This window comes from Mesorhizobium sp. P2_F5 (genome assembly GCF_056403715.1).
The window spans coordinates 463,824-480,076 of the sequence record NZ_JBFUEY010000004.1 but is presented as its reverse complement, the minus strand read 5'-3'; the positions used below and the strand labels follow the sequence as shown (position 1 = coordinate 480,076).

Sequence of the window (16,253 nt, the reverse complement as noted above, 5' to 3'; positions counted from 1 at the left end):
CGCCGCTGGCGCTGCCTTTAGATACATCGTAAGATATATCTTGACTCATCGGTCGCGTGCGCCTACTCAAGATATATCGTAAGATAGAGCTCAAGGAGCAATCAATGCATAGACATCATCCCTTTGGCGAGCGCGCCGAGCGCGCTTTCCTGCATATGGCCGGCAAATTCGGCGGTCGTGGCGGCGGCTTCGGGCCGTTCGGGCATGGCGGTCGCGGTGGTGGGCGCGGCGGGCCGGGCGACATGTTCCGCGCCGGACGCATGCTGGCCGATGGCGATCTCAAGCTGATCACACTGTCGCTCTTGGCTGAGGCGCCGCGCCACGGCTATGACATCATCAAGGCGCTGGAAGAGCGCACCAGCGGCATCTACAGCCCGAGCCCGGGCGTCGTTTATCCGACGCTGACCTTCCTGGAAGAGGCCGGCTATGCCGCCTCCGCCGCGGACGGCAACAAGAAGGTGTTTTCGATCACCGAGGCGGGCCAGGCGCATCTCAACGAAAACCGCGAAATGATCGACGGCGTGCTTGAGCATCTCGAGCGCTTCGGCCGCAAGATGGCCAAGGCACGCGACTGGTTCGGCTGGAACGACGACAGCGAAGAGGGTGGGCGTCGCGGCCGCGGCCGCTCGGAAGCGCGCGACGAGTTCCGCGCCGTGCGCCACCGGCTGCGCGCAGCGCTCGGCGAGATCGTCGACGCGCCGGCTGAAAAGCAGGCCGAAGCGATCGCCATACTGGAAGGGGCCGCCGAAGCCCTCGAAGCGCTGTCGCGCGGCTGAGCTCTGGCGGGGGACCGGTATACGACCCTTGCCCGTTCGACTGAGGAACGGTACTGAAAATCATCCTGCACCTTCTATCGGTGCGGGATGATTGCCGTTGGAGGGTCCCCCATGTCTTTTCTGAAACGTCTTTTCGGCGGTGGTGGCGGCAGTGACGCCGGCGACCCAAAGAGCGCCGCTCCGGCAAAGCAGATCGAGCACAAGGGATTCCTGGTCAGCGCCACGCCCTACAAGGCTGACGGCCAGTACCAGACCTGCGGCGTGGTTTCGAAGGAAGTCGGCGGCGTCATGAAGGAGCACCGCTTCATCCGCGCCGACCGTTTCGCCGGTCTGGACGACGCCGTCGACATCTCGATCAAGAAGGGCATCCAGCTGGTCGACGAACAGGGCGAGAAGATCTTCGGCTAGAGCGCGCGAATTCGGCTGATGCCGGCCCAACCAATCCGAGAAATATTGGCTGGTATGATGATACGAAAAAAGGCAGGCGCCGAAGCGCCTGCCTTTTCAATTGGGTGGATGAGCGCCGGCGCTTTATGCCGCGACGGCGATCTGCTGGCTGGCGGTCGCGGCAACCACGGCGTCGACCTTGGCTGTCGCCTTGGCAAGCGCTGCGGCAACGGCATCGGCGCCCATGCCGACGCCTTCGATGCGGATGACTTCGACGTCGGTCATGCCGAGGAAGCCGAGCACCGAGCGCAGGTAAGGAACAGCGTGGTCCATCTGGACGGCCGCACCTTCGGAATAGATGCCGCCGGAGGCGAGCACGATGTAGACCTTCTTGCCGGTGACGAGGCCCTTGGGGCCGCCCTCGCCATAGGAGAAGCTCTTGCCGGAACGGGCGATGTGGTCGACCCACGACTTCAGCGTCGAGGAGATATTGAAGTTGATGAAGCCGGTGGCCAGGATCACGGTGTCGGCGGCGAACAGCTCGTCGAGCGCAGTATCGGAGACACCGACGACTTCAGTCTGGCGCGCGGTGCGGGCTTCAACGGGTGTGTAGATGCCGGTCGAATAGTCGGCGTCGATATGCGGCAGCGGGTTGGCGACGAGATCGCGCACGACAAGCTCGGCCGACGGGTCGGCGGCGACAAGCTTCTGCGCGAATTCGGTGGCGATGCGGGTCGAGTGCGAAGCAGAGCCACGCGGGCTCGAGGTTACAAGAAGGATGGACATAGCGGTTCTCTCCAGTGGGAATTGAATTGTCCCGCTTGATATGGGCCTATCGATCCATTCAAAAAACTGGTATATTTTCTATATGATCCATCCATAAAGTAGATATGCTATGCAACCCAATCCGACGCTCGACCAACTTCAGATCCTGGTGGCGGTGGCCGACACCGGCAGTTTTTCCGCCGCCGGACGCAAGCTCAACCGGGCGCAATCCGTCATCAGCTATGGCATCGCCAATCTCGAGGCGCAGCTGGGCTTAAAACTGTTCGAACGCGAGGGTACGCGCGAGCCGCAACTGACCGAGATCGGCCGGGCGATGCTGGAGGATGCGCGGCGCATGGTCGGCGTGCTGCAGCGCATCCGCTCGCGCGTCGACAGCCACCATCAGGGACTGGAGGCGGAGCTCGCGCTGGCGCTCGATGCGGCGCTGCCGGCGCCGGTACTGGTGCGGGTGCTGAAAGCGTTTGAGGCGCAGTTTCCGACGGTGATGCTTCGCCTGCATATCGGCACACTCGGCCTGATCCCTGACCTTGTCTTCAACGGACAGGCCGATCTTGGCATTGGCGGGCTGCTGGGCGAGGTCGATGTGCATCTGGTGAACATCGGCTTCATGTCGATGGTGCCGGCGGCAGCAGCCAACCACCCGCTGGCGCTGCTGCCGAAGCCGGTGGCGCTCGAGGATGTGCGCGAACACATCCAGCTGGTCGTCTCCGACCAGTCCGAGCGCACCAAGGGACGCGACTACGGCGTCTTTGCCTATCGCACCTGGCGGCTGACCGATATGCGCACCAAGCATGTGCTTATGCGCGCGGGGCTGGGCTGGGGCGGGCTGCCGCGCTGGCTGATCGCCGACGATCTTGCGAGTGGCCGGCTGGTCGAGCTCGACCTCGAGCCGTTCAAGGAGGCAAAGGGGCCGCTCTATGCCATGCACCGCGTCGACCGCAGTCCGAAACCGGCGGCCGCCTGGCTGATCGACCAGTTCAAAAGCCAGCTCGGCTGTTTCAACGAGTTCGAGCCGGGCCTGGTACCCGAGGAGGAGCCGGAGACAGTCCGTCGATCAGCGCCATGAGCACGGCGCGATAGTCTTGCGCCGAGGCGCCGGCCTCGACGGCGAGCGCCGCTCGGTCGAAGGCGGAAGCAAGCAGGGCGGTGAGTGCATCCAGCGGCAGTCTCATCATCGATTGCTCGCGCATCGCCGCGACCAGACCCTCGCGCAGCGAACGGTTGCCGTGGCGGTCATCGATGGCGTCCATGGCGGCGCGGCCTAGCACGGCCGGTCCGTCGAGTAGCAACAGCCGTGTGCGGCCGGGCGCGCGCATGGCGGCGAGATAGGCATCCGAACCGGCGATCAGCGCGTCGCGGGCAAACAATGAAGGCGGCGAGGCGCGGTCAATCTCCGCTGCCACGACCTCCGCCTCTTGCTCGACCACGGCGGCAAACAGCGCCTGCTTGTCGGCGAAGTGATGGTAGAGCGCGCCGCGGGTGACGCCGGCAGCGGCGACGATCTCCGGCGTGCCGGTCTCGGCATAGGATTTTTCGGTGAACAGTTTTCGCGCTGCGGCGATCAGGTCGGCGCGCGTCGCTTCGGTGCGGTCCCGGTTTGAGCGGCGGGCGGTTTCTCGTTGCATACATGCAGCCTGTATGTTATTTCAATTTACATGCAGACTGTATGTTAACTGACGGGAGAAAGAAAGATGAAGACGACGAGCTATTATCCGGTGTTGATGACAGGCGACGTCGCCGGCACGAAAGCCTTCTATATCAACCACTTCCGCTTCAAGTCGCTGTTTGCGAGCGACTGGTATGTGCATTTGCAGTCGGCCGAGGACAGGCGCGTCAATCTCGGCATTGTCCACGGCGACCACGAGACCATCCCGGAGGAGGGGCGCGGCCGAACGTCCGGCCTGCTGATCAATTTCGAGGTGAGGGACCCGGACGCGGTCTATGAGCGGATCGTTGCGGCCGGCCTGCCGATCCTGCGTTCGCTTCGCGACGAACCCTTCGGCCAGCGCCACTTCATCACCAGGGATCCCAATGGCGTGCTGATCGACGTCATCAAGCCGATCCCGCCCAGCGAGGAATTTCTGGCGCAATTCGCGGAGGGTGCGGTTGGCACCTGAAGCCGGTGTTGATGGCAGCAAATGTCGGATCGGCTGCGGCTCCTGTGGCCGGGATCACGCGATGCGGTTTATGCTGGATGGCATTGAAGCTGGTCCTGCCGCATGCGCAACATCTGCCTCATCCGCGCACCATCCAATCTCGGTCTCCGGCCGTTGCGGCCGGGCCATGTGCCTGGCACGTGGCGGGCGCCGCAGGCGCTGAGCGAGGCTGGTCTGATCGAGGCGTTGGCGCCGGTGAGGGTGGTGGATCTCGATCGACCTGCCTACAGCACTGAACCGCAGCCGGGCACAAAGCTGCGCAATGGCCCAGCGATCCGTTGCTTCAACCTGGAACTTGCCGAGATTGTCGCCGGTGCGCTTGGGCAAGACGAGTTCCCCTTGGTCATCGGCGGCGATTGTTCGATCCTGCTTGGCGCGTTGGCGGCGGCCCGACGCTCCGACGTGGTCGCACTGGTCCATGTCGACGGCCACAGCGATTTCCGCCATCCCGGCAACTACGATGTCGATGCCGCACTCGGCTCGGCCGCCGGCATGGACCTGGCGCTTGCCACCGGACGCGGTGAGCCTTTGTTGACGCAATGGCCCGGTATTGCCGGTCCGCTCGTCGCCGATGAGGCGGTGGTGCAGATCGGCGAACGCGAGAGCCGCGATGCCGATTTTGCCTGGCCCGATATCAATTCGACTACGATTAAGCGCATCGACGTCTTTGCCGCGCGGGAACTGGGTGCCGCAAAGGTGCTGGAGACGACAAGCGCGACGCTGGCGCGCGCCGATTGTCCTTACTGGCTGCATCTCGATGTCGACGTGCTCGACCAGACGCTGATGCCGGCGGTGGATTCGCCCGGCAGTCCCGGCATCGATCCCGACGATCTGGTAGTCATCCTGTCGGCGCTGGCGGTGGATCAGCACTGCATCGGCATGGACATGACGATCTACGATCCCGATCTCGACCCGACCGGCGACCTGGCGCGGCTGCTGGTATCGCTGCTCGGGCGGGTGCTCAAGCAGCGATAGGCCTCAGCCAGCCCGTGCCACTGGCGTCACCGTCACCTGGCTGACGCCGGTGCTGCGCACGACGGTGCACAAAGTCTCGCGGCCGATGCGGTCGGCGTCGAGCACGCGCACGAGGTCGTCGACGCCGGTGATCGAGCGGCCGTCTATTGCCGCGATGATGTCGCCTTCCTTCAGGCCGGCTTTCGCCGCCGGACCATCCTTTTCGACGCTACGAAGCCGCACCGCGGTGTTCGTCGAAACCTGCGACAGAAGCGCCGCACGGCGCGGCAGGTTGGTGGTGTCGGCGGAGATGCCGATGAAGGCGCGCCGCACGCGGCCGAAGCGGATGATCTCCGAGATGACGAAGTTCGCGGTGTTGGAGGCAACCGCGAAAGCGATGCCTTGCGCGCCATGGATCATGGCGGTGTTGACGCCGATGACCTCGCCGGCCGACGACACCAGCGGCCCACCGGAATTGCCGGGATTGAGTGCCGCATCCGTCTGGATGACGTCGTCGATCAGCCGGCCGGTCGAGGCGCGCATCGAACGGCCAAGCGCGGAGACGACGCCGGAGGTGACGGTCCATTCGAAGCCGAGCGGATTGCCGATGGCAATCGCGATCTGGCCGCGCCGCAGCCGCTTGGAATCGCCGAGCGGCGCCACATCGGCAAAGCTGCCGTCGGCGCGCACCAGCGCGATATCGGTGTCGGGGTCGCGGCCAAGAACGCGGCCTTCGCTGGAGGCGCCGTCCGGCATCGAGACGCGCACGGTCCTGGCGTCGCCGACGACATGGAAGTTGGTGACGACCAAGCCGTCCTGCGCGATGACGAAGCCGGAGCCGTGGCCGCCCTGGCCGCCAATGCGCTCGATGCGGCAGACGGCTGGGCCGATGCGATCGACCGCGTCGGCCACGGTCGTCGAATAGGCGTCGAGCAGTGTGTCGTCGGATTGGAATTTGGCGGCGGCGAGGGCCATTGGTGGGCTCCGTGTTTTCAGGCGTAATGATGACTATATGTGCGGAGCGGCTGGAACCGCCGCGACCTGACCAGATGGCCAGTGAAACCTTGAACTAGCCGTCAGGCGAGTATCTGCGAGCCGGCTGTCGAGCGATATCTGGGGCATGCAAGAAACCCAGGAGACCAAAATGAGGGACTTCAATCTGAGCGCATTGTCCGACGCCATCGCCGATGTCGCGGCAGCGGCCGCGCCGGCGACGGCAAGCTTCGCCACCCATCACCATCGCACCGCCAGCGCCTTCCATTGGCATGGCGGCTATTTCGTCACCGCCGAGGAAGCCGTCGAAGCCGGCGAGGAAGTCGAACTGACGCTGGCTTCGGGCGAGACGGTCAAGGCCGAACTGGTCGGCCGCGATCCCTCGACCGGCGTCGCCCTACTGAAACCGGCGGGTGCGGTCAATGCGGCGGCGCTCGCCAAGGCGGATGTGGTGCGGCCCGGCAATCTGGCCATCGCCATCGGCAGCAGCCAGGGCTCGGCGCTGGCCGTGTCGGGCTCGGTCGGTGAGGTCGGTCCTGCCTGGCGCTCGATGCGCGGCGGCACCATCGACCGGCGCATCAATCTTGCGGTCAATGCCGGCGGTCGTTTCGAGGGTGGCCCGGTGCTTGATGCCAAGGGCGCGCTGATCGGCATGCTGCTGTTCGGGCCGCGCGGGCGGGCCCTGGTCATGCCTTATGAGACGATCGAACGGGCCGTTGCGACTCTGCGCGAAAAAGGCCATGTCGCGCGCGGCTATCTCGGCGCCGGCTTGCACCCGATCCGAGACGGCGAAGCGCGCGGCGCCATGGTGATGAGCCTCGACGACAATGGTCCGGCCAAGGCCGCCGGCCTTGCGCTTGGCGACATCATCGTGGCGTGGAACGGCGAGGCCGTACACGGACCGCGCGAGCTGATCCGCAAGCTTGGGCCGGATAGCGCGGGTGTGTCGGTGACGCTGGGTGTCGTACGCGGCGGTGAGCAGCGTGATGTCGCGCTGACCGTTGGCGAGAAGCCGCTAAGCTGAGAGGGCTGATGGAAAGCGACACGCTGACAAGGCCGGAAGTGGGTGGGCCTGACATGGCGGGCGCCGAGCGCCAGCTCGTGGTGCTGATCGCGCTGCGCGATGCCGCGCGCGCGGAACGCCTGTCAGCGTCGCTTGCCACGGCGGGCGATCTAATTCCGGTCGTGGCCGGTAGCGGGGTTGCCGATGTCGCTGTCGTCGATGATGCTGTTGCGAACAGTGCGGCCTGGGTCGATCGGGCGAGGGCTGGCAATATCACGCCCCCGCAGGTGCTGCTGTCCGTCCGCGCTGCCCAGCCGGAAGGGCAGGTGTTTGCCGTGTTACCGCTGGCTGCGGATGCAACTCTGATCGCGGCTGCTGTCAGACTGGCGGCGGCCGGCTACCGGGTGTCCGCCGACGGGCGTTCGACGCCGGATCGTCATGGCGATTTCGATCGCGCAGCCAGCGGAGATGGAAGCCACAGCGGGCTGTTCGGCGAGGAACCCCTCGACGATGGCGCCGCCCGCCCGGCGCTGTCGCCGCGCGAGGCCGAAGTGCTGGCGCTGCTGGCCGAAGGTGCGCCCAACAAGGTGATCGCGCGGCGGCTCAACATCTCCGTGCACACGGCAAAGTTCCATGTCGCCGCGATCCTGATCAAGCTCGGCGCCGCCAACCGCACCGATGCGATTGCCATCGCCATGCGGCAGGGCTTGGTGCTGGTTTAGGGACATCCTCAGGCACCAGTTGACGATCATCGCCAAAAGGCAGTGCTGCCCCTCATCCGCCTGCCGGCACCTTCTCCCCGTATAGTGACGGGGAGAAGAAGCTACCGCGACCTCGGTGCTGTTCTTGCAACGTTGATGATTGGCGAAGGCGGCGATGATGGTGTCTTTCTCCCCGTCACTATACGGGGAGAAATGCGCGGCAGGGCAATGAGGGGCAGCGCTACGCTGCGGCCAGGGTCGACGCTATCTGGTCGGAATTCCGAGCTCGTCGTAACCGATGATCTCGCCTTCCGTCATCGGGTTATCGCGCTCAGGTATTCGAGCCGCTTGATCTGAAATTTCCATTAGCTTCACAAACAGGTCAGATAACGCGCTCTCGCGAGCCATTTCGTTTTCGAGGCTCTGCCGAATCGCCTCTGTCACAGACACGCCACGGCTACGGGCGAGTTCGCGCGCGAGCTGTTCGACTTCCTTGTTTTTGATCGACAAAACCATGCCGGGTTCCACAATTCGAAGGGAGTATACACCGAGCCGGTTGCAGCTTCATCTCGTTTGCAACCTCCGCAACGTCACCATGGCTTCCCTTACAATCTCTTGTATCCGGCGGCTGCACAGGCAAGGATTGCGCTCAGAAAAGAAATGCATGCGGAGGAAAAATGTCGCTCAAGGGTAAGACGCTGTTCATCTCCGGCGGGTCACGCGGCATCGGTCTTTCGATCGCGCTGCGGGCGGCGCGCGACGGCGCCAATGTGACGATCGCGGCCAAGACCGCCGAGCCGCATCCCAAGCTGCCGGGCACAATCTACACGGCTGCCAACGAGATCGAGCAGGCGGGCGGCAAGGCGCTGCCCATTTTGTGCGACATCCGCGAAGAGGCGCAGGTTGCCGAGGCAGTCGCTAGAACCGTGGAAAAATTCGGTGGCATCGACATCTGCGTCAACAATGCCAGCGCCATCCAGCTCACCGGCACGCTGGAGACCGACATGAAGCGCTACGATCTGATGCACCAGATCAACACGCGCGGCACCTTCCTGGTGTCGAAAATGTGCATTCCGCACCTGAAGTTGGCACAAAATCCTCACATTCTGAATCTGGCCCCGCCGCTCGACATGAAGGCGAAATGGTTCAAGAACCACGTCGCCTACACCATGGCCAAGTTCGGCATGTCGATGTGCACGCTGGGGATGAGCGCCGAGTTCGCCAAGGACGGCATCGCCGTCAATTCGCTGTGGCCGATCTCGACCATCGATACGGCGGCAGTGCGCAACTTGCTGGGTGGCGCCACGGTGGCAGCGATGAGCCGTTTGCCCGATATCATGGCCGATGCCGCGCATGCCATCTTCCTGCGGCCATCGCGCGAGACCACGGGTAATTTCTACATCGACGAGGAGGTGCTGCGCGCCGAGGGCGTCAGCGATTTCTCGGTCTACGCGCCGGGTGCGACCGGGCCGCTGGCCGGCGACTTCTTCGTGCCGGACGAAGTGTTTGCCAATTCGCCAACGAACGTCAAAAGCATCTACTAGCTGATATCACCTGCTGTCGGCGCTGCCCCTTGGCGCGGTTTGCAAGGCCAAAGCGCGCGCCGTTCATTGCGGCGCAAAAAACCCCGCCGGCAGGGCCGGCGGGGCTCAATGCGTCCCGCTGGAGTCGGGACGGGGCAGGGAACGCCCAGTGCTGAATCTGGGGTTTTCTGCCCCATGATTCAATGAGCCGGCTCTAATGTGGGTGCAATTCTTGTTGAACCGGGCTTGCCATCCGCAGGTCCACCCATCCCGGTCTACCGGGATGGGTCCTTCTTGCTGATCTGATTCCACAAAGCCACTCAAGCTATTGGAAAAGCAGATCAATTATTGCTTGCCACCGGCGCCACCAGCGAGGTGATGCGGCGGATGGCGACGCGGCGGTTCTCACGGTTGGGACCCGACGTGTCGACCTTGAGATACTGCTCGCCATAGCCCTGTGTCGTCAGGTTCTCCGGCGGGATACCGAAGGCATTGGTGAGTGCCTCCGCAACCGCTTCGGCGCGCCGGTCGGACAGCGCGAGGTTCGCCTCCGGCGTGCCGACGGCGTCGGTATGGCCCTCGATCAGGAACGTCTCCGCCGGGTTCTTCTTCAACAGCTTCTCCATGGCGTTGGCGACGCCGTCGAGCTTCTGTACCTCGGTATCGGAGATCGAGGCCGAACCGAACTCGAAGTTCAGCGTATCAAGATCGACGCGGCGGGCGATGTCGCGCACGCGGGCCGAACGCTTGACCTCATCGATCGAGTAGAGGCGCTGGACGCGCTCCACCGGCGGCCGTTCGAGGAAGGTGTAGTAGTCGTCCGGGTCCTCGACATCCTCGGAGTCCAGGATGTACTCCTCGCGCGGAATGGTGAGCCGCATCGGCGGCAGATCGTCGCCGGGATCGCGCCAGTCACCATCGTCGTCATAGTGCCGCTCGTCGACATAGCTCAGCACATATTCGCGCCCATCCTGCGTGATGCGCGAACGCTGGATAACGTCGCCATAGCGGTTGCGGATGGTGACGATCTGGACGCCATTGTCACGCTCGACGATTTCCCGGGTGCGACCGCCCGACAGATCCTCGTAATAGACATTCCTGGCGCCGCGGTGCATGCGCGGGGCGTCACTGCTTTCGACGATCGTCTGGTTGTTGAACTGCAGGATGACGCGGTCGCCGAACTCCCTCAGCACGTTGGTGCCTTGCGGACGTGGACGACGGCGAACATCGACAATGTCGGGCGCCTGTTCGATGCGCTTGCCCTTTTCCTCGGTCACCGGGGCGATCTTTTCAGGCTGGATTGCCTGCTGGGCCGACTTGTCGTCGGTGGGCGGCGGTCCCTGATCGACCGGAGCCGGCTTCGGGTTCTGCGCCTCGGTGCCGCCCTGCGCGGGCTGCTCGCCCGTCTGGCCGCCCGCATTCTGGTCACTGCCGTTCTGGCTGTTGCCGTCCTGGCCGCCCTGGTCCTTGCGGTGCTTGCGCCTGGCGTCCTTCTGGCTGTCCAGAATGGGTGCTTCGTCGGGATTGGCCGTGGCTTCGCCCTGCGCCGGCTTTTCGCCTTGCGCCGGCTGCTCGGCATTGGCGGGCAGTTGCTCACCTGTCGCGGGCTGTTGTTCACCGGCCGCTGGCTGCTGTTCGCCCGTCACCGGCTGTTCGCCAACAGGTTTCTTGCCGTGCTTCTTGGCCTGATCTTTTGGCTGTTCGCCCTCGGCGGGAGCGGCCTGCTGATCGGCCGGGGGCTGAACCGGCTCGGCCTGCGGCACGGGTTCTCCGGCAGGGGCAATCTTGACGTCCGGCGCCTGTTCGGCAGGCGCGGCCTCGATCTGCTGATCCTGCTTGCGCTTTTTCTTGCGCGGGTTGTTGTCGTTTGCGGGCGCCGCCTGTTCGGCGGGCGCCACTTGCTCAGCCGGCTGCTGGGCCGGCTGTTCAGCAGGTGCCGCTTCGATCTGCTGCTGGTCGCGCTTCTTCTTGCGCGGCTTCAGCGGCTGCTCGTCGGTTGCGGGCGCTACCTGTTCGGCGGGTTGATCCGCTGGAGCTGCCTCGATCTGCTGCTGTTGATTGCGCTTCTTCTTGCGCGGCTGCTGCTCTTCAGCCGGCGCGGCCTGTTCAGCAGGAGCCTGCTCGACCTGCTGCTGTTGATTGCGCTTCTTCTTGCGCGGCTGCTGCTCTTCAGCCGGCGCGGCCTGTTCAGCAGGAGCCTGCTCGGCCTGCTGCTGTTGATTGCGTTTCTTCCTGCGCGGCTGCTGCTCTTCGGCCGGAGCGGTCTGTTCAGCAGGAGCCTGCTCGGCCTGCTGTTGTTGGTCGCGCTTCTTCTTGCGCGGCTGTTGTTCCTCGACGGCCGGTGCCGGTTGCTCGGCGGCTGGCGCTGCCTGTTCGGCCGGCGCCTGTTCGGCCTGCTGTCGTTTCTTTTTGCGCGGCAGTTCCTGGTCAGTCTGCTGACCATCTGCAGCAGGGTCGTCCTGGACCAGGATCAATGGCGCGGCCGTGTGCTGCAAGGGGCCGAAAACGGCGTTGCCCTGCAGCGGGGATGCGCCCAACGGCGCGGATGCCATCAGCAGGCCGAGTGCCGTACCTGCCAGTACCCGTGGTTGGCGTTTCATCACAAATTCTCCTTATGGGGTCCCATCCCTGCCCAAACTTTCATCATCCGGATTGGTTCCGGTTTGTGGACATTACCGGCAACGAAGGACGATTGACCGGCCTTTTGAAGGCAACTTCATGTTTTTCGTATGGTGCGGCCGGCATCTGCGGCAGCACTACAGCTTGACCTCACCGCCAGCGAGGGCCACATCTCCGCCCATGATGGACACGCCGTTCTGGAAAACCAAGACATTGGAAGCGATGACGCCCACCGAGTGGGAATCGCTCTGCGACGGCTGCGGCAAATGCTGCCTGTCGAAACTCGAGGACGAGGACACCGGGGAAATCTACTGGACATCAGTCGGCTGCCGGCTGTTCGATGGGCAAACCTGCCGCTGTTCGGACTATGCCAACCGGCTGGCGCGCGTGCCGGACTGCGTCGGGCTGACCCCGCAGAATGTGCGGACCATCAGCTGGTTGCCGAAAACCTGCGCCTACCGGCTGGTTGCCGAGGGACACGATCTCTACTGGTGGCACAGGCTGGTGTCGGGAAGCGCCGAGACCGTGCATGATGCAGGTATTTCCATACGCGGCCGCGTCCGCGCCAGCGAGACCGATCTTGCCGAGCCAGACGACTATTTCGACTACATGCTCGACGACGAGCCCTAAATTCAAAGAGATAGAGCATGATGTCTGGACAAACACTGTTTGTCCGAGAAAACCGCTTCACACTTCTCGGCATCATGTTCAAGCGTCTGGAACGGATGTAGCCGCCGCCCGTTCTGGGGTGACCGGACGTTTTTGAGGCTCCAAGTCGTTTGCAGCGGTGGAAGGGGCGGTTGCTTTCGAGCTGTCCGGCAGATTAACCGAAAATGAACGGCCGGTTCGCAAAGAGTTCAGACTGCAAGGAGCATTCTCCCCCCATCGGTTCGACGAAGACGGGCGCAAGCCCTCAACAAGGAGAAGACAATGTTCAACTCGTTCAAGACGGCTGCCCTTTCGGGTCTCGTGGCTCTCGGCACCCTTGCCGCCGTGCCCGCCCAGGCAGATTCGATCTATCTCGGCTTCGGCAACAACCATGATCGCCGCGTCGGCGTCTATACCGGCGACGACGAGGACGGCTTTCGCCGTGACCGCAATTGGCGCCGCTGCTCGCCGGACCGCGCGCTCGACAAGGCCGAGCGTATGGGCCTGCACCGCGTCCGCATCGTCGACATCAACCGCCGCGTGGTGAAAGTGGCCGGCCGCCAGTATGGCGATCGTGTGGTGGTCGTGTTCGCCAATGAGCGTGGCTGCCCGGTTATCTATCGCTAAGGGACACCTTCTTTGAAGGTCGGTCCGGGACACGATCTTCTGCCAAGATCAGACCGGAGACATGACCTTCTTCGAAGGTCAGTCTGGAGTAGCGGCATGACCCTTCCGAGGGTCAGCCAGGAGCCCCTTTCCCATAGCGCGGAAGGGTGCGGCTCGAAAAAAACCCCGGAGGACCAGGTCCTCCGGGGTTTTTCATAATTTGATGCCAACTAAGATACCGGCCAGTCGGCCCGCAGCATTCTCCGGGCCTTGCTGATTTGGATAAGCCTATTTGAGCTCGAAGGTCACGGTGACCTGCACGGCGTAGGCATTCTCGCCGGCCTGTACCGGAACCGCGGCGCCTGCCGCATCGAAGGCCTTGGCGTTGATCGGCATCGGCGCCGGCGCGATGTTCTGGTCGGTGATTTCCAGCACCCGGCCGATGCTAACGCCGGCGGCCTCGGCCAGCGTCTTGGCCTTGGCCATGGCGTCGGCCACCGCCTTCTTGCGGGCCTCGGTGACGGCGGCTTTCGGATTCTCGTTGGAGAACGAGATGCCGCCGCCCTGGTTGACGCCGAGCGACACCGCCTTGTCGAGAATCTCGCCGGTTTTGTCGATGTCGCGGATGCGCACGGAGAGCGTGTTGGTCACCTGGTAGGCGACAAGCTCGGCCTCCTGGCTGCCGTCGGGCTTGTTGGTGTAGTTGTAGCGCGGGTTGATCTGGATGCCGGCGGTCTGCAGGTCGCGGTCCCTGATCCCTGCCGATTTCATCGCCGCGATCACGGCGGCCATGGCGTCGTTGTTGGCGTCGAGTGCCGCGCGTGCGGTCTTGGCCTCGCGCATGACGCTGAGCGTCAAAAGCGCCAGGTCGGGCGCCACGGTGGACTGGCCTTCACCCGAAACGATGATGCGGGGCGAGGGCAGCGAATCGGCAGCGGCGGCAATCGCCGGAAAAGCGATCGCCGCGGCAAGTGCGAGCGGCAAAAGATGTCTGGTCATGAAAATCTCCTCGGTCTGCGATCCAGTCGCGCCTGTCGACTAGGATGCGAATATGGGCTGATTTGGGCAATCCCCACCAGCCCGACCGGAAAGCCTTGTGCGGCGTAAGGAAAAACACTAATCCAGCGCGCGTGGGGCCTGTAGCTCAATGGTTAGAGCCGGCGGCTCATAACCGCTTGGTTGGGGGTTCGAGTCCCTCCGGGCCCACCAACATTTTAAGCGTTTGATTTCATTGCATTTTATGGCCATTTCGACACCGCCTTTGGCCTCGACTCCCGTCGGTCCCTGAGAATCGGTCACTCAGTATCAGGCGAGGGGGGTCGTGATAAATAGCGCGCGGGGCTTGCGTCGCTTGGCGAGGCGGCGACGCGTTCGGCGCGTCATGTCCCGGCGGAACCGGAAATTGTGACCCGAAGCAGACTTCTCTTGGCCGGCAGTGTGTACAACCGCTCGTCGGGTCGCGAATTCTTCTACCTTGGCCGCAAATGCACTTCTTCGTGCTGCCGGGCATGGACATCGTGCCACGGTTGTACCGGCTACTCGGCAAAGGGCGATTCACGCAGGAAGTCGACCGACAAGCGGCCGCGCGTATATCCTGGAACATATTTCAAAGCGAAGTCGGCGATGAAATTGTCCCTCGTAGTATTCGCATGGTTTCTTGCAATGTCACAAAGGCAAGTCGTCAGATGGTTCTTCATGCCAAGGCGAGGATAGACTGACAAGATCGCGTCCTTGTTGTCGTCGCTCAGTTCATCATACCCGACGCCGCCATAATCACACCCGATACCAGTCAGGCAGCTTACGACGTCGATCCCCTTGTGTCGGGCAATCGATCCGGTGGTGTGTAAGGCGATCGCGTCCCAAATTGTGTCCGCGCGCCGCTCTCCCATCTCGTGGGAGAGGGCGAAGGCGCGGCCAGCGTCCGCTCCAACAACCTCGAAGCGACGGTCTGGAGCGCCGCCACGCGCAAGGCCGAGATCATGCAAAAGCACCGCGACAGCAACCAGTTCCGCGTCCGGGGTGAGCGCACGTTTCTGGGTGAGTTTCGCGCCATAAAGCCAGGAACGTACCACATGGTTGAAGAGCCAAGGCGGCGACTCGGTCTGCGCAGCCTCGTAGGCATCCCGGACGGCGCGACTGTCGGGCAGGGTAAGATCCAATGCCCGACCGACTGCCAGCGCATCAAAGAAGTCTGGCTTGTCGCGGTCGCTCATCTCGCGCTCCACGCGTTTCGCGGACACGTGTGGTTCGTCCCCGTTGGCTGAAGAGCTTGGCATCGCGATGCCCAGACCAAGGATGCGGCGCCTAGCGATCCTGTAGCGATAACAAAGGCGTGAAGCCCGCACATGTCTGTCACCTCACGTTTGGCGGGTAGCCACCCAGCCTTCGAGGCGTGCTCGCCGTTGCGCTCGGTTCGTCGCGTTGCGCGCGTTCACAGCTTCCAGAATTTCAGGCGACGCCGTATCCGGGCGACCCGCATTGAAGGGCGGTTGGGGCGCGTACTCCAGACCAAGCTGCACCATTTCGGCTACTCGTTGGCCGCTCAGTTCCGCGATGAGGGCCAGAACGAAATCGATGCCTGCAGTGACGCCGCCCCCGGACAGGATATTGCCGTCGCGGACGATGCGGCTATCGTCGACGATGGCACCGAAGATCGGCAGCAGTTCTCGCCACGCCCAATGGCAAGCCGCCCGGCGGCCTGCGAGGAAGCCGGCAGCTCCGAGGATGAGCGAGCCCGAGCATACAGACGTCAGATAACGAGCGGACGCCCCCAGCCGGACAATCTCGTTCAGGTAGAGCTCGTTTTCGATAGCAGCGAGGCAGCCACGGCCGCCTGGCACCAGAAGGACGTCACAGGACTCGATGGCGGCAAGATCCTCCAGGTCAGAGAAGGTGAGACGGTCCGCCGTGATCGATTGGCCGCCCAGCGACGCCACCCGGACGTCCAGGTCGGGCGTGCGCGAAAGAAATTGGTGCGGACCGGTGAAGTCTAGTTGGGTTACCCCGTCGTACACCGGCATCACCACACTGATTGGCTGCGACATCGCTTATCTCCTGTAGAGGAAAATACGATGGAAGGGAGTTTGACCTAAAGGTCAAAC

General features: G+C 63.5%; 18 protein-coding genes and 1 tRNA gene. 11 read left to right on the top strand and 8 right to left on the bottom strand.

Annotation, left to right across the window (positions count from 1 at the left end; genetic code table 11):
• Nucleotides 1-104: 104 nt before the first annotated feature.
• Complete coding sequence (locus AC1DYO_RS08815; protein ID WP_477262266.1) at nucleotides 105-776, top strand: PadR family transcriptional regulator; 672 nt, start codon at nucleotides 105-107, stop codon at nucleotides 774-776.
• Nucleotides 777-887: 111 nt separating this feature from the next.
• Nucleotides 888-1,184 (top strand): HlyU family transcriptional regulator, encoded by a 297-nt coding sequence (locus tag AC1DYO_RS08810; protein ID WP_181058678.1) that lies wholly within the window; start codon nucleotides 888-890, stop codon nucleotides 1,182-1,184.
• 123 nt (nucleotides 1,185-1,307) lie between these two features.
• Here the strand turns inward: AC1DYO_RS08810 and AC1DYO_RS08805 are convergent, their stop codons facing one another.
• Complete coding sequence (locus AC1DYO_RS08805) at nucleotides 1,308-1,949, bottom strand: FMN-dependent NADH-azoreductase (RefSeq protein WP_477262264.1); 642 nt, start codon at nucleotides 1,947-1,949, stop codon at nucleotides 1,308-1,310.
• A 109-nt stretch (nucleotides 1,950-2,058) separates the two neighbouring features.
• Here AC1DYO_RS08805 and AC1DYO_RS08800 point away from each other — a divergent pair, with 109 nt between their 5' ends.
• On the top strand, nucleotides 2,059-3,015 hold the full coding sequence (locus AC1DYO_RS08800; RefSeq protein ID WP_477262262.1) for a LysR family transcriptional regulator: 957 nt from the start codon (nucleotides 2,059-2,061) through the stop codon (nucleotides 3,013-3,015).
• Here AC1DYO_RS08800 and AC1DYO_RS08795 read toward each other — a convergent pair.
• Nucleotides 2,948-3,574, bottom strand: coding sequence for a TetR/AcrR family transcriptional regulator (locus AC1DYO_RS08795; RefSeq protein ID WP_477262260.1), 627 nt, complete (start codon nucleotides 3,572-3,574; stop codon nucleotides 2,948-2,950). The genes AC1DYO_RS08800 and AC1DYO_RS08795 overlap by 68 nt on opposite strands.
• Before the next feature lie 66 nt (nucleotides 3,575-3,640).
• Between AC1DYO_RS08795 and AC1DYO_RS08790 the strand changes: the two genes are divergently transcribed.
• Nucleotides 3,641-4,066 (top strand): VOC family protein, encoded by a 426-nt coding sequence (locus AC1DYO_RS08790; RefSeq protein WP_477262258.1) that lies wholly within the window; start codon nucleotides 3,641-3,643, stop codon nucleotides 4,064-4,066.
• A 102-nt stretch (nucleotides 4,067-4,168) separates the two neighbouring features.
• Nucleotides 4,169-5,080: an arginase family protein gene (locus AC1DYO_RS08785; RefSeq protein WP_477262256.1), complete on the top strand. Its 912-nt coding sequence runs from the start codon at nucleotides 4,169-4,171 to the stop codon at nucleotides 5,078-5,080.
• A 3-nt stretch (nucleotides 5,081-5,083) separates the two neighbouring features.
• Here AC1DYO_RS08785 and AC1DYO_RS08780 read toward each other — a convergent pair whose 3' ends face one another.
• Nucleotides 5,084-6,034, bottom strand: coding sequence for a S1C family serine protease (locus tag AC1DYO_RS08780; protein WP_477262254.1), 951 nt, complete (start codon nucleotides 6,032-6,034; stop codon nucleotides 5,084-5,086).
• Nucleotides 6,035-6,203: 169 nt separating this feature from the next.
• Here AC1DYO_RS08780 and AC1DYO_RS08775 point away from each other — a divergent pair, with 169 nt between their 5' ends.
• Nucleotides 6,204-7,076: a S1C family serine protease gene (locus tag AC1DYO_RS08775; protein WP_477262252.1), complete on the top strand. Its 873-nt coding sequence runs from the start codon at nucleotides 6,204-6,206 to the stop codon at nucleotides 7,074-7,076.
• 8 nt (nucleotides 7,077-7,084) lie between these two features.
• On the top strand, nucleotides 7,085-7,777 hold the full coding sequence (locus AC1DYO_RS08770; protein ID WP_477262250.1) for a helix-turn-helix transcriptional regulator: 693 nt from the start codon (nucleotides 7,085-7,087) through the stop codon (nucleotides 7,775-7,777).
• A gap of 243 nt (nucleotides 7,778-8,020) precedes the next feature.
• Here AC1DYO_RS08770 and AC1DYO_RS08765 read toward each other — a convergent pair whose 3' ends face one another.
• The gene (locus AC1DYO_RS08765) at nucleotides 8,021-8,272 is read right to left on the bottom strand and encodes a type II toxin-antitoxin system VapB family antitoxin (protein ID WP_477262248.1); all 252 of its coding nucleotides are present in this window, start codon (nucleotides 8,270-8,272) and stop codon (nucleotides 8,021-8,023) included.
• 161 nt (nucleotides 8,273-8,433) lie between these two features.
• Here AC1DYO_RS08765 and AC1DYO_RS08760 point away from each other — a divergent pair, with 161 nt between their 5' ends.
• Nucleotides 8,434-9,300, top strand: coding sequence for an SDR family oxidoreductase (locus AC1DYO_RS08760; protein WP_477262246.1), 867 nt, complete (start codon nucleotides 8,434-8,436; stop codon nucleotides 9,298-9,300).
• Between the two features lie 320 nt (nucleotides 9,301-9,620).
• Here AC1DYO_RS08760 and AC1DYO_RS08755 read toward each other — a convergent pair whose 3' ends face one another.
• Nucleotides 9,621-11,879: an OmpA family protein gene (locus AC1DYO_RS08755; RefSeq protein ID WP_477262244.1), complete on the bottom strand. Its 2,259-nt coding sequence runs from the start codon at nucleotides 11,877-11,879 to the stop codon at nucleotides 9,621-9,623.
• Nucleotides 11,880-12,081: 202 nt separating this feature from the next.
• On the opposite strand from AC1DYO_RS08755, the gene AC1DYO_RS08750 reads away from it, so the two are divergent.
• Entirely contained in the window at nucleotides 12,082-12,528 is a 447-nt protein-coding gene (locus tag AC1DYO_RS08750; protein WP_477262467.1) for a YcgN family cysteine cluster protein, read from the top strand.
• A 300-nt stretch (nucleotides 12,529-12,828) separates the two neighbouring features.
• Complete coding sequence (locus AC1DYO_RS08745) at nucleotides 12,829-13,173, top strand: hypothetical protein (protein ID WP_477262242.1); 345 nt, start codon at nucleotides 12,829-12,831, stop codon at nucleotides 13,171-13,173.
• A gap of 267 nt (nucleotides 13,174-13,440) precedes the next feature.
• On the opposite strand, the gene AC1DYO_RS08740 is transcribed toward AC1DYO_RS08745, so the two are convergent.
• Nucleotides 13,441-14,151, bottom strand: coding sequence for an SIMPL domain-containing protein (locus AC1DYO_RS08740; RefSeq protein WP_477262240.1), 711 nt, complete (start codon nucleotides 14,149-14,151; stop codon nucleotides 13,441-13,443).
• Between the two features lie 134 nt (nucleotides 14,152-14,285).
• Between AC1DYO_RS08740 and AC1DYO_RS08735 the strand changes: the two genes are divergently transcribed.
• A tRNA-Ile gene (locus AC1DYO_RS08735) sits at nucleotides 14,286-14,361 on the top strand.
• A gap of 326 nt (nucleotides 14,362-14,687) precedes the next feature.
• Here the strand turns inward: AC1DYO_RS08735 and AC1DYO_RS08730 are convergent.
• On the bottom strand, nucleotides 14,688-15,365 hold the full coding sequence (locus tag AC1DYO_RS08730; RefSeq protein ID WP_477262238.1) for an HD domain-containing protein: 678 nt from the start codon (nucleotides 15,363-15,365) through the stop codon (nucleotides 14,688-14,690).
• Nucleotides 15,366-15,509: 144 nt separating this feature from the next.
• A complete protein-coding gene (locus AC1DYO_RS08725; protein ID WP_477262236.1) occupies nucleotides 15,510-16,196 on the bottom strand; it encodes a DJ-1/PfpI family protein in 687 nt (228 codons plus the stop codon).
• Nucleotides 16,197-16,253 lie beyond the last annotated feature (57 nt).

Bases quoted from the DNA above. Each gene is read 5' to 3' on its own strand.
- AC1DYO_RS08815 (WP_477262266.1), top strand. From the start codon at position 105: ATGCATAGACATCATCCCTTTGGCGAGCGCGCCGAGCGCGCTTTCCTG.
- AC1DYO_RS08810 (WP_181058678.1), top strand. From the start codon at position 888: ATGTCTTTTCTGAAACGTCTTTTCGGCGGTGGTGGCGGCAGTGACGCC.
- AC1DYO_RS08805 (WP_477262264.1), bottom strand. From the start codon at position 1,949: ATGTCCATCCTTCTTGTAACCTCGAGCCCGCGTGGCTCTGCTTCGCAC.
- AC1DYO_RS08800 (WP_477262262.1), top strand. From the start codon at position 2,059: ATGCAACCCAATCCGACGCTCGACCAACTTCAGATCCTGGTGGCGGTG.
- AC1DYO_RS08795 (WP_477262260.1), bottom strand. From the start codon at position 3,574: ATGCAACGAGAAACCGCCCGCCGCTCAAACCGGGACCGCACCGAAGCG.
- AC1DYO_RS08790 (WP_477262258.1), top strand. From the start codon at position 3,641: ATGAAGACGACGAGCTATTATCCGGTGTTGATGACAGGCGACGTCGCC.
- AC1DYO_RS08785 (WP_477262256.1), top strand. From the start codon at position 4,169: ATGCGCAACATCTGCCTCATCCGCGCACCATCCAATCTCGGTCTCCGG.
- AC1DYO_RS08780 (WP_477262254.1), bottom strand. From the start codon at position 6,034: ATGGCCCTCGCCGCCGCCAAATTCCAATCCGACGACACACTGCTCGAC.
- AC1DYO_RS08775 (WP_477262252.1), top strand. From the start codon at position 6,204: ATGAGGGACTTCAATCTGAGCGCATTGTCCGACGCCATCGCCGATGTC.
- AC1DYO_RS08770 (WP_477262250.1), top strand. From the start codon at position 7,085: ATGGAAAGCGACACGCTGACAAGGCCGGAAGTGGGTGGGCCTGACATG.
- AC1DYO_RS08765 (WP_477262248.1), bottom strand. From the start codon at position 8,272: ATGGTTTTGTCGATCAAAAACAAGGAAGTCGAACAGCTCGCGCGCGAA.
- AC1DYO_RS08760 (WP_477262246.1), top strand. From the start codon at position 8,434: ATGTCGCTCAAGGGTAAGACGCTGTTCATCTCCGGCGGGTCACGCGGC.
- AC1DYO_RS08755 (WP_477262244.1), bottom strand. From the start codon at position 11,879: ATGAAACGCCAACCACGGGTACTGGCAGGTACGGCACTCGGCCTGCTG.
- AC1DYO_RS08750 (WP_477262467.1), top strand. From the start codon at position 12,082: ATGGACACGCCGTTCTGGAAAACCAAGACATTGGAAGCGATGACGCCC.
- AC1DYO_RS08745 (WP_477262242.1), top strand. From the start codon at position 12,829: ATGTTCAACTCGTTCAAGACGGCTGCCCTTTCGGGTCTCGTGGCTCTC.
- AC1DYO_RS08740 (WP_477262240.1), bottom strand. From the start codon at position 14,151: ATGACCAGACATCTTTTGCCGCTCGCACTTGCCGCGGCGATCGCTTTT.
- AC1DYO_RS08730 (WP_477262238.1), bottom strand. From the start codon at position 15,365: ATGAGCGACCGCGACAAGCCAGACTTCTTTGATGCGCTGGCAGTCGGT.
- AC1DYO_RS08725 (WP_477262236.1), bottom strand. From the start codon at position 16,196: ATGTCGCAGCCAATCAGTGTGGTGATGCCGGTGTACGACGGGGTAACC.